The sequence below is a fragment of the Mesorhizobium sp. M0208 genome (assembly GCF_040322015.1).
Taxonomy (GTDB): domain Bacteria; phylum Pseudomonadota; class Alphaproteobacteria; order Rhizobiales; family Rhizobiaceae; genus Mesorhizobium.
The window spans coordinates 1-14,122 of sequence record NZ_JAMYSP010000024.1; the positions used below are offsets into that span (position 1 = coordinate 1).

General features: G+C 63.5%; 12 protein-coding genes. 6 read left to right on the top strand and 6 right to left on the bottom strand.

Features of this window, described 5'->3' with window-relative positions:
* Positions 1–148: 148 nt before the first annotated feature.
* From NKJ17_RS22215 to NKJ17_RS22240, 6 genes are all read right to left on the bottom strand, one after another.
* On the bottom strand, positions 149–394 hold the full coding sequence (locus tag NKJ17_RS22215) for a MoaD/ThiS family protein (RefSeq protein ID WP_095520977.1): 246 nt from the start codon (positions 392–394) through the stop codon (positions 149–151).
* Positions 394–2,658, bottom strand: coding sequence for a xanthine dehydrogenase family protein molybdopterin-binding subunit (locus NKJ17_RS22220; RefSeq protein WP_352689976.1), 2,265 nt, complete (start codon positions 2,656–2,658; stop codon positions 394–396). The genes NKJ17_RS22215 and NKJ17_RS22220 overlap by 1 nt, the downstream gene beginning before the upstream one ends.
* Before the next feature lie 16 nt (positions 2,659–2,674).
* Positions 2,675–3,151: a (2Fe-2S)-binding protein gene (locus tag NKJ17_RS22225; protein WP_352478287.1), complete on the bottom strand. Its 477-nt coding sequence runs from the start codon at positions 3,149–3,151 to the stop codon at positions 2,675–2,677.
* Entirely contained in the window at positions 3,151–4,011 is an 861-nt protein-coding gene (locus NKJ17_RS22230) for an FAD binding domain-containing protein (RefSeq protein ID WP_352689977.1), read from the bottom strand. The genes NKJ17_RS22225 and NKJ17_RS22230 overlap by 1 nt, the downstream gene beginning before the upstream one ends.
* Positions 4,012–4,148: 137 nt before the next feature.
* On the bottom strand, positions 4,149–5,792 hold the full coding sequence (locus NKJ17_RS22235) for an MFS transporter (protein WP_352689978.1): 1,644 nt from the start codon (positions 5,790–5,792) through the stop codon (positions 4,149–4,151).
* A 205-nt stretch (positions 5,793–5,997) separates the two neighbouring features.
* On the bottom strand, positions 5,998–7,029 hold the full coding sequence (locus NKJ17_RS22240) for a histone deacetylase family protein (protein WP_352689979.1): 1,032 nt from the start codon (positions 7,027–7,029) through the stop codon (positions 5,998–6,000).
* Positions 7,030–7,170: 141 nt separating this feature from the next.
* Between NKJ17_RS22240 and NKJ17_RS22245 the strand changes: the two genes are divergently transcribed.
* From NKJ17_RS22245 to NKJ17_RS22270, 6 genes are all read left to right on the top strand, one after another.
* Entirely contained in the window at positions 7,171–8,841 is a 1,671-nt protein-coding gene (locus tag NKJ17_RS22245; RefSeq protein WP_352689980.1) for an amidohydrolase, read from the top strand.
* A 139-nt stretch (positions 8,842–8,980) separates the two neighbouring features.
* A complete protein-coding gene (locus tag NKJ17_RS22250) occupies positions 8,981–10,075 on the top strand; it encodes an ABC transporter ATP-binding protein (protein ID WP_352506297.1) in 1,095 nt (364 codons plus the stop codon).
* Complete coding sequence (locus NKJ17_RS22255; protein WP_352478299.1) at positions 10,075–10,995, top strand: ABC transporter permease; 921 nt, start codon at positions 10,075–10,077, stop codon at positions 10,993–10,995. Before NKJ17_RS22250 ends, NKJ17_RS22255 begins: the two co-directional genes overlap by 1 nt.
* On the top strand, positions 10,988–11,788 hold the full coding sequence (locus NKJ17_RS22260) for an ABC transporter permease (RefSeq protein WP_352506296.1): 801 nt from the start codon (positions 10,988–10,990) through the stop codon (positions 11,786–11,788). Before NKJ17_RS22255 ends, NKJ17_RS22260 begins: the two co-directional genes overlap by 8 nt.
* A gap of 23 nt (positions 11,789–11,811) precedes the next feature.
* On the top strand, positions 11,812–12,846 hold the full coding sequence (locus NKJ17_RS22265; protein ID WP_254816998.1) for an ABC transporter substrate-binding protein: 1,035 nt from the start codon (positions 11,812–11,814) through the stop codon (positions 12,844–12,846).
* Positions 12,847–12,910: 64 nt separating this feature from the next.
* A complete protein-coding gene (locus NKJ17_RS22270; protein ID WP_352506295.1) occupies positions 12,911–14,107 on the top strand; it encodes a serine hydrolase domain-containing protein in 1,197 nt (398 codons plus the stop codon).
* Positions 14,108–14,122: the final 15 nt, after the last annotated feature.

Consider the following 14,122-nt stretch of genomic DNA (forward strand, 5'->3'; position numbering starts at 1 on the left):
TCGAGCCGAACGACGCTCAACGCGAGCGCGACGACCGGTTCTTGATCTCTACCTCAACCGCAGGCGCCCCTCCCGCGCAGCGGGTTCGTTCCCCGGCCCCATCAACGACGTTCGAGACCTTGATGCTAGGCAATGCCGACGACCCCACCTATCCCCCAGCCAACCGCGGCAGCAGAAAAATCTCCGCCCCTTCCGGCAGTTCCTTCGACCAGGTGTCGCGATAGATCACCCCGTCGATGGCGACGGCGATGCCGCGATCGATGTATGGCTCGAGGCCGGGATACTGTTCAGCCAGTTTCCTGAACAGCTCCCGAATATCCTTGGCCTCGATCTCGACCTTGCTCTTGCCTCCGGCGATCGCGCCGAGCGACCCCCAGAGCGTTACTTCGACCATCAGCCTCCCCGTTCCGCCTCGAGCGCCGCCAGGATGCGCGGCGGCGACATCGGGATATGCGTCATCCGCACGCCCGCGGCGTTCGACACCGCATTGGCGATCGCCGCCAGCGGCGGCACGATCGAGGTCTCGCCGACGCCGCGCACCCCGTAAGGATGGTTAGGATTGGGGATCTCGAGGATCTGCGTGTCGATCATCGGCAGGTCCGAGCAGACCGGGATCCGGTAATCCAGGAAGCCAGGGTTCTGCAGCCGCCCGTCCTTGCCGTAGATATACTCCTCGTTGAGCGCCCAGCCGATGCCTTGCGCGGCACCGCCCTGGTACTGCCCCTCGACATAGGTCGGATGCACCGCCTTGCCGGCGTCCTGAACGACGGTGTAGCGCAGCACCCTGGTCGAGCCTGTCTCGGGGTCCACCTCGATATCGCAGATATGGGTGGCGAAGGAGACGCCGGCGCCGTCGGCGACGAGCTCGCTATGGCCTGCAATGGGTCCGCCCGTCTTTCCGGAAGCGGCCGCGATCTCCTTCAGCGACAGCGGCGAGAGGTTGCCGTGCGTCGCGCCCTTGGCAATCGCATGACCCTCTTCCCAGACCACGTCGTCGACGGCTATGTCCCACATCTGCGCGGCGCGTTCTCGCAGGATCTTGATGGCGTTGCGAGCGGCGGAGATCGTCGCCATCGAAGACGAGAAGGTGCCGCGGCTGCCGTCCGTCATGTCGTTGTAGCCGAGGCTGGAGGTATCGGCGACCACCGCCTTGATCTGCTCATAGGGGATACCGAGCTCCTCCGCCGCCACCAGCGACAGCGACGCGCGGGAACCACCCACATCGACCGTGCCGACGGCAAGCGAGACCGAGCCATCCATGCCTATGTTGAGGTCGGTGCAGGTCTGGCCGCCGAAGTTGAACCAGAAGCCGCAAGCCATGCCGCGGCCCTGATTCTTGCCGAGCGGCGCCTTCATGTGCGGATGGTTCTTGGCCGCCTCCAGCGTCGGCCCGATGCCGATCGGCCCATATACCGGGCCGTAGGACGATCTGGTGCCTTCCTGCGCCGCGTTCCTGATCCGAAACTCGACCGGGTCCATGCCGATCTCCTTGGCCAGCTCGTCGACCGCGCTTTCCACCGCAAACGCTGCCATCGGCGCCGACGGCGCCCGATAGGCCGCGGTCTTGGGCCGGTTGACCAGCACTTCGTAGCCGACCGTCTTGACGTTCTCGAGCTTGTAGCAGGCAAAGGCGGTCATGGCGCCGATCTCGGCCCACATGCCGGCATAGGGGCCGCAGGAATAGCGCAGCGTCGCCTCGGCCGCCGTAATCGTGCCGTCCTTGCGGGCGCCGATCCGAACATCGATCGAGGTGGCGCTGGTCGGGCCGGAGGCGCGGAACACCTCGTCGCGCGTCATGACCAGCTTGACCGGCCGGCCGGCCTTGCGTGACAGCGCCAGTGCCACCGGCTCGGCCCAGACATGGGTCTTGCCGCCGAAACCGCCGCCGATCTCCGACGAGGTGACGCGCAGCTTCGAGGCTTCCATGCCAAGCAACTGGGCACAGTGCTGGCGGTAGACAAAATGGCCCTGCGTACAGACCCAGAGGTCGGCGGTGCCGTCGGAGCTGACATTGGCCACGCAGGCATGCGGCTCGATATAACCCTGGTGCGTCTGCTCGGTCTTGAAGGAGCGTTCGACGACGTAATCGGCCTGGCCGAAGCCTTCATGGATGTCGCCATGGCCGTACTGGGTGCGCTTGGTGACGTTTGAAGGCTTGACGGGCTTTTCCTCGAGGCCCTCGGTGAAGATGGCGTCGTTGATCAGGGGTGCGGAGTGCTTCATCGCCTCGTCGACGTCGGTGACATGCGGCAGCACCTCGTAGTCGACCTCGATCAGCTTCAGTGCCTGCCTCGCCGTGCGGGCATCGACCGCAGCGACCGCGGCCACGGCATGGCCGTCATAGAGCGCTTTCTTGCGCGCCATGCAGTTGTCGAGGATGTCGTACATGGCGGCATCGCCGTCGGTCAGGTCGGGCAGGTCGGCCGCGGTGATCACCGCCTTGACGCCGGGGAGCATCTGCGCCTTCGACGTGTCGATCTTCCTGATCGTGGCATGCGCATGGGGGCTTCTGAGAACGCGCCCGACCAACTGCCCGGCCATGTTGAAGTCGGCGCCATAGCGTGCGCGGCCCGTCACCTTGTCGACACCATCGGGACGAATGGGACGCGTGCCGACAGAGGTGAAATTGCGTCCGGAGTAACGCGGATCGAAATTCATCGTTATGCTCCCTTCATCACGCTTGTTTCATTACGATGGCGGCGTCCTGAACGGCACGCACGATCTTGTCATAGCCGGTGCAGCGGCAGAGGTTCCCGGCGAGGCCGAAGCGGATCTCCTCCTCGGTCGGATCGGGGTTCTTGGCCAAAAGGTCCTTGGCCGCCATGAGGAAGCCCGGCGTGCAGACGCCGCATTGAAGTGCGGCGTGCTCCAGGAATTTCTGCTGCAGCGGATGCAGCCTGTCGCCATGCGCCATACCCTCGATGGTCTCGAGGTGACGGCCCTCGGCTTCCGCACCGAGCACCAGGCACGAGCACACCAGCCGATCGTCGAGGATGATGCTGCAGGCGCCGCAGTCGCCGGTGCCGCAGCCTTCCTTGGCGCCCGTCAGCCCCAGGCGATCGCGCAGGACATCAAGCAGCGTCTCGTCCGGCTGGCAAAGGAACTCGACATTGTCGCCGTTGATTGTCGTTGATACTGCTACACCGGCCATCACTTGCCTCCTGCACGTGCATAGGCGGTCGTGGCGGCCCGCTTGGCCAGCACACCCGCAACTTTCCGTCTGAATTCGATAGTGCCTCGCTTGTCGTCGATCGGACGGCAGGCGCCCGAGCAGACTTTGGCGAGCCTTTCCAACGTGGCTTCGTCCAGCTTGGAGCCGATGAGAACCTCGGCAGCCTCCTCGACCAGAACCACCGTCGGCGCCACGGCGCCTAGCGCCAGGCGGGCGGATTTGACGCGACCTTGCTCATCGAGCGTCAGGTTCACGCCGGCGCTGACCACCGCGATGTCCATCTCGGTGCGCGGAATGAAACGCAGATAGGCATCGCCCGAACGCGGCAGACGTTTGTCGAGCAGGATTGCCTCGATGATCTCGCCCTTGGCCAGCGACGTCTTGCCCGGCCCAGTCGGCACCGCTTCCACGGCAATCGTGCGCCTGGTTCCCGGGCCGACGACCACCGCCTTGGCGCCAGCGGCCACCAGCGCCGGCACGCTGTCGGCGGCCGGCGAGGCATTGCAGAGATTGCCGACGATGGTGCAGCGTCCCTGCACCTGCTTGGAGCCGATCAGCTTGGCCGCTTCGACGACGCCGGGCCATGCCTTCTGCAGGGCCGTGTTCTCGCCCAGCACCGCGCAGGGGACCGCCGCGCCGATGCTGAAGCCCTCGGCTGTTTCCCTGATCTCGCCAAGCCCGTCGATCGCCTTGATGTCGACGATCAGGTCGGGTTCGATAAAGCCGCCCTTCATTCTCACCAAGAGGTCACTGCCTCCGGCGAGGATGGCGGCCGTGCCGGCCGAACTGGCCAACAGGCCGGCGGCGTCTTCAATTGAAAGCGGACGTATGTAACGCATCGTCTCCCCTTACTGGTCATAGTCACATCAACTGATATAACCGTCTCTCGACAATGGCCATCCTGTTCGTGCATTCGCGGATTGGGCCAGGCGCCGCAATTTCATTTTGCTCGTCCAACTGGACGCACCGCCAGCCACTAATGCTCGATCGGCCCCTTCGGCATGACCAGCGCCGTGCCGGCGGTCGTCGGGCGCTCGATCATGCGGCGGACGCGCGGTGGCTCGTTGCCGCTGTGCAGCGCCCTTATACGCTCGCCGATGACGGCGTCCGCGTAGGTGGCGCGCCTGTTGTGGCGGATATATTCGACCCAGGTCGGCGTGTGGTAGTGCTCGATCCATATAGACGGATTTTCGAGATCGCGCGCCAATGTCCAGTTGCGGGCGCCATCACGGCGGCGGATGCGGCCGCGCTCGGCCATGGTGGCGAGGAATTCCGGCACGTCCTCGTTACGGATGACATATTCGATCATGATGGCGATTGGACCGCTGCGCGGCTTGAGATCAAGCGCCAGATGCGGCTCCTGGAAGCGGTTGAGCGGATCGAGGTTGAGCACCGCCTGCTGCGGCAGCGGCAGCAGCAGGCCGATGGCACCTCCCGCCAGCATGGCGACGCTGGCCGCCATCAGGGCGACTTCGGCGCCATGCGCGTCGGCGACGACGCCCCAGACCCAGCTGCCGAGCGCGATGCCGCCGAAGGTCGCGGTCTGGTAGACCGAAAGCACGCGGCCGACCACCCAGCGCGGCGTCGACATCTGTACGGTGACGTTGAAGTGCGACAGCGCCGTCACCCAGCAGGCGCCGCCGACCAGCAGGCCGAGCGACGTCTGCCAGGCATGATTGCTGACGGCGGCGTTGAAGGCGCAGACGGCGAAACCGGCGAATGCCATGCGCACCATGGTTTCGCTGGACAGCAGCTGCCGCAGCCTGACGCTGATCAGCGCGCCGCCGACGGCGCCGATGCCGAAGGCACCGAGCATGATGCCGTAGCTCAGGGCATCACCCTTGACGACGTCACGCGCGACCAGCGGCAGCAATGCCAGGACCGCGCCGGCGCTGAAGCCGAAAGCGGAGCTCCTGACCAGCACCTTGCCGATGTTAGGCGACATGGCGACGTAGCGCAGGCCGGCGCCCATTGCGGCGCCCAGCGTCTCGCGCGGCAAGGTCGATGCCGGCAGTTCCGGCTTCCAGCGGGCCAGCACGACGATGAGGCCGACATAGCTCAGCGTGTTGACGGCGAAGGCCGCGGCGGCACCTGCCGCGGCAACGATGATACCACCGATCGCCGGGCCGACGCTGCGCGTCAGGTTAAAGCCCATCGAGTTGAGCGCGATCGCCGCCGGCACCTTGGTGCGAGGCACCATGTCGCCAACCGAAGCCTGCCAGGACGGGCTGTTGAGCGCGGTGCCGCTGTCGATCAGGAAGGTGAAGGCGAGCAGCGTCCACGGCGTCATCAGGTCGAGATAGGTGAAGACGGTCAGAAGAGCCGAGACGACCAGCATGAAGATCTGCGCGATCAGCATGATTTTGCGCCGGTTGAAGCTGTCGGCGATAGCGCCGGCCAGCAGCGCAAACAGCATGATCGGCAAGGTGGTCGAGGCCTGGACCAATGCCACCTGGTAGGACGAGGTGGCGATCGTCGTCATCATCCAGGCGGCGCCGACGCCCTGGATGAGGCCGCCGAAATTGGAAACCAGGCTGGCGGACCACACCGCCCGGAAGATGCCGTGCCGGAATGGCGCCAGCGCCGAGGCGCTTTCGCTTTCCGGTGTGTCGTCCCTCATAAATGCTTTCCCGGGGCTCAAATGCGTTTGTTCTTCCGATGAATTCGGCCCCTCAAAGCCATGGATTCAAAAAATAGAACATCATTTCGCAAAGGGCGAACGCATTCTGGAAAAACATCATGGTCCAACAACACGATAGCGCCGGCCCGCCGTGGCGCTCGCCGCGCCGAGTGCGCCATATGAGTTGCGGGCACCGGCAGAGCCTCTAGCGGTCCTCGAAGCCGGTCAGCACGCCGACGGCGTTGATGCCGATCTCCTCGACGGCGTAGCCGCCTTCCATGACGAACAGCGTCGGCAGGCCGAGCCTGGCGATGCGGCGGCCGATCCTGGGATAGTCGCCCGTTTTCAGCTTGAATTGGCTGATCGGGTCCTTCTCGAAGGTGTCGACGCCGAGCGAAACCACGACGACGTCAGGAGCATAAGCCGAAAGCCTCGTGCAGGCATCCTCGAGTGAGGCGTTCCACACGTCCCAGCCGGTGCAGAAGGGCATCGGGTAATTGTCGTTGAAGCCTTCGCCGTCGCCCTCGCCGCGTTCGTCGGCATGGCCGAGGAAGAAGGGATATTCGGTCATCGGATCGCCATGCAGGCTCAGCACCTGCACATCACCGCGGCGATAGAAGATCTCCTGGGTGCCGTTGCCGTGGTGATAATCGACGTCGAGGATCGACACGCGCCCGGCGCCATGGTCGCGGAACCATTGCGCGGCGACGGCGGCGTTGTTGATGAAGCAATAGCCGCCCATGAAGGCTGCGCCGGCATGGTGCCCCGGCGGTCGGCAGAGCGCGAAGGCCGAAGGCTCGCCAGCCTTGACCAACGCGGCGGCGGTCAGCGCGACGTCATAGGACGACTTGATCGCGTCCCATGTACCTTTGACGAATGTCGCGCCGCCATCGAAGGAGTAGAAGCCGAGCAGCGCATCGATGCCTTTCGGGCGCACGTCGCCGCGCAGGCCGCGCGTCGGCCAGGTGAAGGGAATGGCCGAACCGCTGCGGCCCGATGCTTCCCAGAGCGGCCACACGCTCGGCAGGAAATCGATGTAGTCGCTGGCATGCACCTTCCTGGCGGCAGCGAGGTCCTGGATTTCCGGCGGCAGGATCGGACCGAGTTTTTCGCTCTCCACCCGCGCCCTGATGAACTCGGCGCGCGAAGGCTTTTCAAATGCGGGCACGATGGCGCCGGCGATCAATTCGACATTGCCGGAATGGCCGGCATGGAGAGGCGAAAAAACAGTCTTCATGAAATTGTTCCGTGGTGAGACGCGGCGACCCTAACCGTCCCGCATGGCCTTTCACAAGGCGCTGGGCCAACCAGCCATGGCTTGCTGGCCCGGCAGCCGGTCGTCTAGCCTGCCGGCAGCGCAACCGAACCGCGGGTAATCATGAGTTCAAATGCCGACCTGATCGTCACCAATGCCCGTGTGCTGACCATGGACGAAGGCAATCCGACGGCCGAGGCGGTGGCGATAAAGGACGGCAACATCCTGGCGGTTGGCGATCGCCGGACGATCGAGGGCGCGCTGAAAGGGCCGGCCACGAAGGTCATCGATGCGCAAGGCGGGTCGGTGGTGCCGGGCTTCATCGAGGCGCATATGCATCTTTTCGGCGGCGCGGCCGAACTCGACAATCTGCACCTTCAGGGCGTGCATGGCTTCGATGCGCTGAGCGACGCGATCCGCGCCTACGCGGCGGCACGGCCGAACGCCAAATTGCTGCTGGGGGCCGGCGTCGACTACACTATCCTTTCCAAGGAAGAGCCGGTCACCCGCCATCATCTCGATCGCATCATCGCCGACCGGCCGTTCGCCATGTCCGCTTCCGATCACCACACGATGTGGGCCAATACCAAGGCGCTGGAGCTGGCCGGCATCCTGCATGGTAAGCAACTCGGGCCCGGCAACGAGATCGTCATGGGCGCCGACGGCCTCGCGGCCGGCGAATTGCGCGAGGGCGAGGCGTTCGGGCCGATCCTCGAGCTTTCCGGGCAGAACCGCGTGCGGCTCGGCCTTGCGACAGGCGGCGAGCCCGACCCTTATCCTGCCGCCGCCGAAGTCGCTGCCGATCGCGACCTGATGCATCGCGGGCTGGAATGGTGCGCCCGCCACGGCATCACCTCGATCCAGAACATGGACGGCAATTTTTACCAGCTCCAGCTGCTAGCCGGGCTGGAACAGGAAGGGCGGCTGCTCTGCCGCACCAAGATACCTTTTCATTTCAAGAATTTCATGACGCTCGACATGCTGGAAAAAGCGTCGAGGATGGCCTCCGCCTACCGATCGGAATGGCTGTCGTCCGGCATGGTCAAGATGTTTTATGACGGCGTGCTGGAAGGCTGGACCGCGGTCATGGTCGATGACTATGCCGACCGGCCGGGCTGGCGCGGTGAGACGCTGTTCACGCCGGAGCATTTCGCCGAGGTGGCGCCGGAGGCCGACCGACGCGGCCTGCAGATCGCCGTGCATTCGATAGGCGACGGCGCGGTGCGCGCGGTCCTCGACGGTTACGAGGCGGCGCGGCGGAAGAACGGCAGGCGCGACAGCCGGCACCGCGTCGAGCACATCGAGGTTATCACCGGCGCCGACGTGCCACGCTTCGCCGAACTCGGCGTCATCGCCTCGATGCAGCCGCCGCACCCGCCCGGCGCCATGGACTTCCCGCTGGAACCGACGCTTTCGCGTATCGGCCGCGAAAGATGGCCGCTCAGCTATGCCTGGCGGACGCTGAAGCAGGCGGGCGCGCATGTCGTTTTCGCTTCCGACTGGCCGGTGTCGCGGGTCGACCCGATCCTGGGCATTCAGGCGGCGATGCTGCGCAAACCGTGGGCAGAAGGCGACCCCGACCAGAGCTTCTCGCTGATCGAGGCGCTTGCCGGCTACACGGTCGAAGGCGCCTATGCCGAATTCATGGAGCACCGTAAGGGCCGGCTGAAACCAGGCTATCTGGCCGATCTGGTGGTGCTGTCGGCCGATATCGAGGCAACTGAACCGGCTTCCTTGCACAAGGTGCATCCGGTCAGCACCATCTGCGGCGGCAAGATCACTTATCAGGTTTGATGATGGCGCTGACTGGGGCACGGAGCTTGCGTTTTGAACCGAGGCCCAGATGCATGGTTGCCAAGCCGACCGGCATATGCTGACAATCGAATGGGAACTGGATCCGCCATCAAGAGCGGACATGAAAATGGGGTAATGCGTGCCGGATCAACCGGGTAAGAGTGCAATCGAGGTCCGCGGCGTCCGCAAGGTGTTCGGTATCGGGGACGCACAAGTCGCCGCCCTCGACACGGTTTCGGTGTCGATCCGCGAGAACGAGTTCTTCACGCTGCTGGGGCCGTCGGGCTGCGGAAAGACGACGCTGCTGCGGCTGATCGCTGGCTTCGACTTCCCCAGCGAAGGCGAAATCCTGCTGCACGGCCAGGACATCGCGCCGCTGCCGCCGTTCAAGCGGCCGGTCAACACCGTCTTCCAGTCCTATGCGCTGTTCCCGCACATGACGGTGGCCGAGAATATCGGCTTCGGCCTTGAGATGCTGGGCAAGCCGAAGGCCGAAATCAAGGCGCGCGTCGCCGAGATGCTGAAGCTGGTCAAGATGGAGGCGCTGAGCGCCCGCCGCACCAGCCAGATCTCCGGCGGCCAGCAGCAGCGCGTGGCACTGGCGCGCGCGCTGGCGCCGCAGCCAAAAGTGCTGTTGCTCGACGAGCCATTGTCGGCGCTCGACTACAAGCTGCGCAAGGAAATGCAGATCGAACTGAAACGGCTGCAGCACCAGACCGGCATCACCTTCATCTTCGTCACCCACGACCAGGAAGAAGCGCTGACCATGTCGGACCGCATCGCGGTGATGTCAGCCGGCAAGATCCTGCAAGTCGGCACGCCCTGGGACATCTATGACAAGCCAGCCGAGCGCTTCGTCGCCGACTTCATCGGCGAAACCAATTTCCTGACCGCGGCCATCACCGGCATCGGCAACGGCAAGGCGCGCGCGACACTCAAATCCGGCGCGACGATCGACGCGACGGTGGCCGAGGGCTTCCAGCCGAAGGCGAATGCCACCCTGGTGGTCAGGCCGGAACACGCAAAGCTGACCGGCGGCAAGGGCGATCTTTCCGGAACCGTCGAAAACATCGTCTATTTCGGTACCGATACGCATATTCATGTCCAACTGGACAGCGGCGAAGCCTTCACCGTGCGCCAGCAGAACACGCGCAGCGCAGGCTGCGGTTTCGAGCGAGGCGACAAGGTCGGTGTCTCGATCGGCAACGACGCCGCGCAAGTGCTGAGGGATTGATGGCGAGCGCGGAAGAAGTCGCCAAGGCGGCCGAACGGCGCGATATCCGCGACCGCTGGCTGCTGTCGGCGCCGGCCCTGTTGATCATCTTCCTGGCAGCGACCGGCCCATTGCTGATCGTGCTGGTCTATTCGTTCCTGACACCCGGTCCTTATGGCGACGTGAAGTGGCAATTCTCGCCGGAGGCGTGGATCTCGGTGTTCATGGAACGCGACATCTTCGACGACACGCTGTCGCTCGCCGCTGCCCATGTCACCATCTTTTGGCGCTCTATCAAGCTTGCCATCGTGACCACACTCGCCACGTTGGTGCTTGGTTTTCCTACCGCCTATTTCATGGCAACGCGCAGCGAGAAGACGCGCGATCTCTGGCTTTTCCTGATCACCATTCCGTTCTGGACCAACCTGCTGATCCGTACCTTCGCCGTGCTGCAGATCATCCGCAACGAGGGTTTGATCAACACGGTGCTGCTCAAGCTCGGCATTATCTCCGCGCCGATCCAGATACTCTTCACCGACACGGCGATCCTTATCGGCATGGCCTATGTCTATCTGCCGCTGATGGTGCTGCCGATCTATGCCAGCATGGAGAAGCTCGATTTCCGGCTGGTCGAAGCCGGCTACGATCTTTATGCGACGCGCTTCCAGGTGCTCAGGCGCATCATTTTCCCGCTGGTCAAGCCCGGCGTCGTCGCTGGCTCGATCCTCGTCTTCATCCCGGCGCTGGGCGCCTATGTCACGCCGAGCCTATTGGGCGGCGGCAAGAACATGATGCTTTCCAACCTGATTGAATTGCAGTTCGGGCAAGGCCGCAACTGGCCGCTCGGCTCGGCGCTGTCGATCGCTGTGATGGTCATCGTCATGGTGGCGCTGCTTGCCTATGTGCGCAATGCCGGACAATCGGAGATGCGTCATGGCTAGCAGCTTCTCCATCAAGCATCAGTCCGGCTTCACCGCGATCGCCGCCACCTGCTTCGTCGTGCTTTATCTGCCGATCGTCGTGCTCGTCGTCTATGCCTTCAACGCCGCGACCTCGACGTCGGAATGGGGCGGCTTTTCGCTCAAATGGTTCCAGTCGGCGTGGCAGAACACGCAAGTCATAGACGCCACCTTGCGCTCCTTTGAGATCGGCGCCACGGCGGCGATCCTGGCCACCGTCTTCGCCACCATGGCGGCGCTCGCTACCACGCGCACGCCGCCCTATCCCGGCCTGACCTTCAAATATGCCGCCATCAACCAGCCTTTGATGGTGCCCGAGATCGTCACTGGCGTGGCGTTGCTGATCTTTTTTTCGCGCATAAAGATATTCACCGGCTATTCGGGGCTCGGCTATCTGATCGCCGCGCATACGGCGTTTTGCATTCCCTTTGCCTATCTGCCGATCCGGGCGCGGCTGGAGAACATGGACCTGACGCTGGAGCGCGCCGCCGCCGATCTCTACGCGACGCCGTGGCAGACGTTCAGGCGCATCACGTTGCCGCTGCTGTGGCCCGGCATTCTGGCGGGACTGATGTTGGCCTTCGTCATCTCGCTCGACGATGTTGTCATCACCGAGTTCGTGAAATCGGGCGGCCAGGACACGCTGCCGACCTACATGCTTGGCCAGATACGTCGAGGGATAACGCCGGAGATCAACGCGATATCGACCGTGTTCCTGCTCTTGTCGGTCGCCATCGTGACGTTGTTTTTCTTCATCAGCAGGAAACGGGACTAGACATGAAAATGGGAGCTAAGACCATGAACTGGAAGACCACGGCGACCGCCATCGGGCTGGCGCTGCTCGCCTCGACGAGCCTTGCTCGCGCCGACGGTGAGCTCAACATCTACAATTGGGGCAACTACACCAGCCCCGATGTGATCAAAAAGTTCGAGCAGAAATACAACGTCAAGGTGACCATCACCGATTACGATTCGAACGATACGGCGCTGGCCAAAGTTCGCCAGGGCGGCACCGGCTTCGACATCGCGGTGCCTTCGCAAACCTTCGTGCCGATCTGGATCAAGGAAGGCCTCGTGCAGGAGACCGATCCCGGCAAGATGGAGAACTTCAAGAACGTGGCGCCAGAATGGGCCAATCCCGATTTCGATCCCGGCCGCAAATATTCCGTGCCGTGGGCCTGGGGCACGGTGGGCATCGTGGTGAACACCGATGTCTACAAGGGGCCGTCGGACAGTTGGGGCATCATCTTCAACACACCAGACGAATTGAAGGGCAAGGTCAACGTCGTGCCGGAAATGAACGACGTCATGTTCGCGGCGACCAAATATGTCGGCGGCGCGCAATGCGCCAGCGACAAGGAAACGCTGAAGAAGGTGCGTGACACGCTGGTTGCTGCCAAGCCGAACTGGATCGCGATGGAATACAATACCATCGAGAAAATGGGCGCCGGCGATTTCAAGGCAACCAGCGACTGGAACGGCTCAGCCCTGCGCCAGCGGCTGGCGAATCCCAAGATCCACTATTTCTATCCCAAGGAAGGTTTTGGCCTCTGGAGCGACAATGTCATGGTCCTGAAGGACGCAAAGAATGTCGAGAACGCCAAGCTGTTCCAGAACTTCATCATGGATCCGGAAAACGCCGCCGGCCTGTCCGCCTTCCACCGCTACGCCAACGGCATTGCCGGTTCCGACAAGTACATGCCAGCCGATATGAAGGATGCGCCGGAAGTCATCATCCCGGAAGACGTCAAGGCGCATGGCGAGCTGCAAAAATTGTGTTCAGAGGAAGTGCAGGCCATCTACAGCAAGATCTGGACCGAACTGCAGAAGTAATCCACATCCGGACGAAACCCGGCGGCAATTGCCGCCGGGCCTTTTCCCGGCGATCGGACTGCCTATGATTTCTTATCGCAACAGCGAACCGGCGCCGCCGATCATGCAGGGTTCGCCGCCGCGGATGGTGCCGCCGAAGCTCGAATGGGACCGGCCGCCATGGAACCGCTGGGCGTTCCAGCATATTCGCGAAATCCTGCCGACCGTCGAGGTCTGGCGCGGCAATGGCCATCGCCACAGGCTGGAGCGAGCCGAGGTCGATCTCGACGTGCTGCCGGTGGGCGACAGCATGGGGCAGCCGACGACGCTGGCTGGACTGCTTGACGAGACTTACACCGACGGCTTCCTGGTGCTGAAGCGCGGCAAGGTCGCCTATGAGCGCTACTTCAACGGCATGACCGAGCGCACGCTGCATCTGTCCCAGTCGATGGCGAAGTCGGTCACCGCATCGGTGTTCGGCATACTGGTCGGACGCGGACTGATCGATCCGGGTTTGCCGGTGACCACCTATCTGCCGGAGCTGGAAGCGACCGGCTGGGAGGGCGCCAGCGTGCAGCATGTGCTCGACATGACGAGCGGGGTGCGCTTTTCCGAGGAATACACCGACCCCTATTCCGACATCGGCCAGGTCGATGTCGCCACCGGCTGGAAGCCGGTGCCGCCGGACTGCGATCCGGAATTGCGCTGGCCATCGCATATGTTCGAACTGATCCTGGGGCTCAAGGAAAAGAGCCGGCCGCACGGCGCTGCCTTCGAATACCGCTCGATCGAGACCGACGTGCTTGCCTTCATCATGGAACGGGTGAGCGGCAAACGGCTGGCGCAGCTGGTTTCGGAAGAGCTCTGGCAAAAGCTCGGCGCGGATGAAAGTGCCTGCTTCACCGTAGACAGCGCCGGCTATGCGGTTGCCGATGGCGGCTTCAACGCCACGCTGCGCGATTATGGCCGCTTCGGCCAGCTGATCCTCGGCAATGGTGGCGGCATCGTGCCGGCCGACTGGATCGAGGCGACGCGCAATGGCAGGCATGGGCCGGATTTCAGTCCCAGCCTGCCGGAAGGCAGCTATCGCAACCAGTTCTGGATCGAGGATCCGCGCTCGCGGGCGCTGATGTGCCGTGGCGTGTTCGGACAGCTGATCCACATCGACTGGGATACGAAAATGGTCGTGGTCAAGCTTTCGAGCTATCCGGATTTCACCAACGTCGCCTATTCTGTGGCGACGCTGCAAGCGGTGCACGCCATCGCCGCAGCGCTCGCCTGAAACTCGGCCAAAAGA

What these genes read in the sequence shown, in the direction of transcription:
- NKJ17_RS22215 (WP_095520977.1), bottom strand. Translation starts at nt 394, where the DNA reads ATGGTCGAAGTAACGCTCTGGGGGTCGCTCGGCGCGATCGCCGGAGGC.
- NKJ17_RS22220 (WP_352689976.1), bottom strand. Translation starts at nt 2,658, where the DNA reads ATGAATTTCGATCCGCGTTACTCCGGACGCAATTTCACCTCTGTCGGC.
- NKJ17_RS22225 (WP_352478287.1), bottom strand. Translation starts at nt 3,151, where the DNA reads ATGGCCGGTGTAGCAGTATCAACGACAATCAACGGCGACAATGTCGAG.
- NKJ17_RS22230 (WP_352689977.1), bottom strand. Translation starts at nt 4,011, where the DNA reads ATGCGTTACATACGTCCGCTTTCAATTGAAGACGCCGCCGGCCTGTTG.
- NKJ17_RS22235 (WP_352689978.1), bottom strand. Translation starts at nt 5,792, where the DNA reads ATGAGGGACGACACACCGGAAAGCGAAAGCGCCTCGGCGCTGGCGCCA.
- NKJ17_RS22240 (WP_352689979.1), bottom strand. Translation starts at nt 7,029, where the DNA reads ATGAAGACTGTTTTTTCGCCTCTCCATGCCGGCCATTCCGGCAATGTC.
- NKJ17_RS22245 (WP_352689980.1), top strand. Translation starts at nt 7,171, where the DNA reads ATGAGTTCAAATGCCGACCTGATCGTCACCAATGCCCGTGTGCTGACC.
- NKJ17_RS22255 (WP_352478299.1), top strand. Translation starts at nt 10,075, where the DNA reads ATGGCGAGCGCGGAAGAAGTCGCCAAGGCGGCCGAACGGCGCGATATC.
- NKJ17_RS22260 (WP_352506296.1), top strand. Translation starts at nt 10,988, where the DNA reads ATGGCTAGCAGCTTCTCCATCAAGCATCAGTCCGGCTTCACCGCGATC.
- NKJ17_RS22265 (WP_254816998.1), top strand. Translation starts at nt 11,812, where the DNA reads ATGAACTGGAAGACCACGGCGACCGCCATCGGGCTGGCGCTGCTCGCC.
- NKJ17_RS22270 (WP_352506295.1), top strand. Translation starts at nt 12,911, where the DNA reads ATGATTTCTTATCGCAACAGCGAACCGGCGCCGCCGATCATGCAGGGT.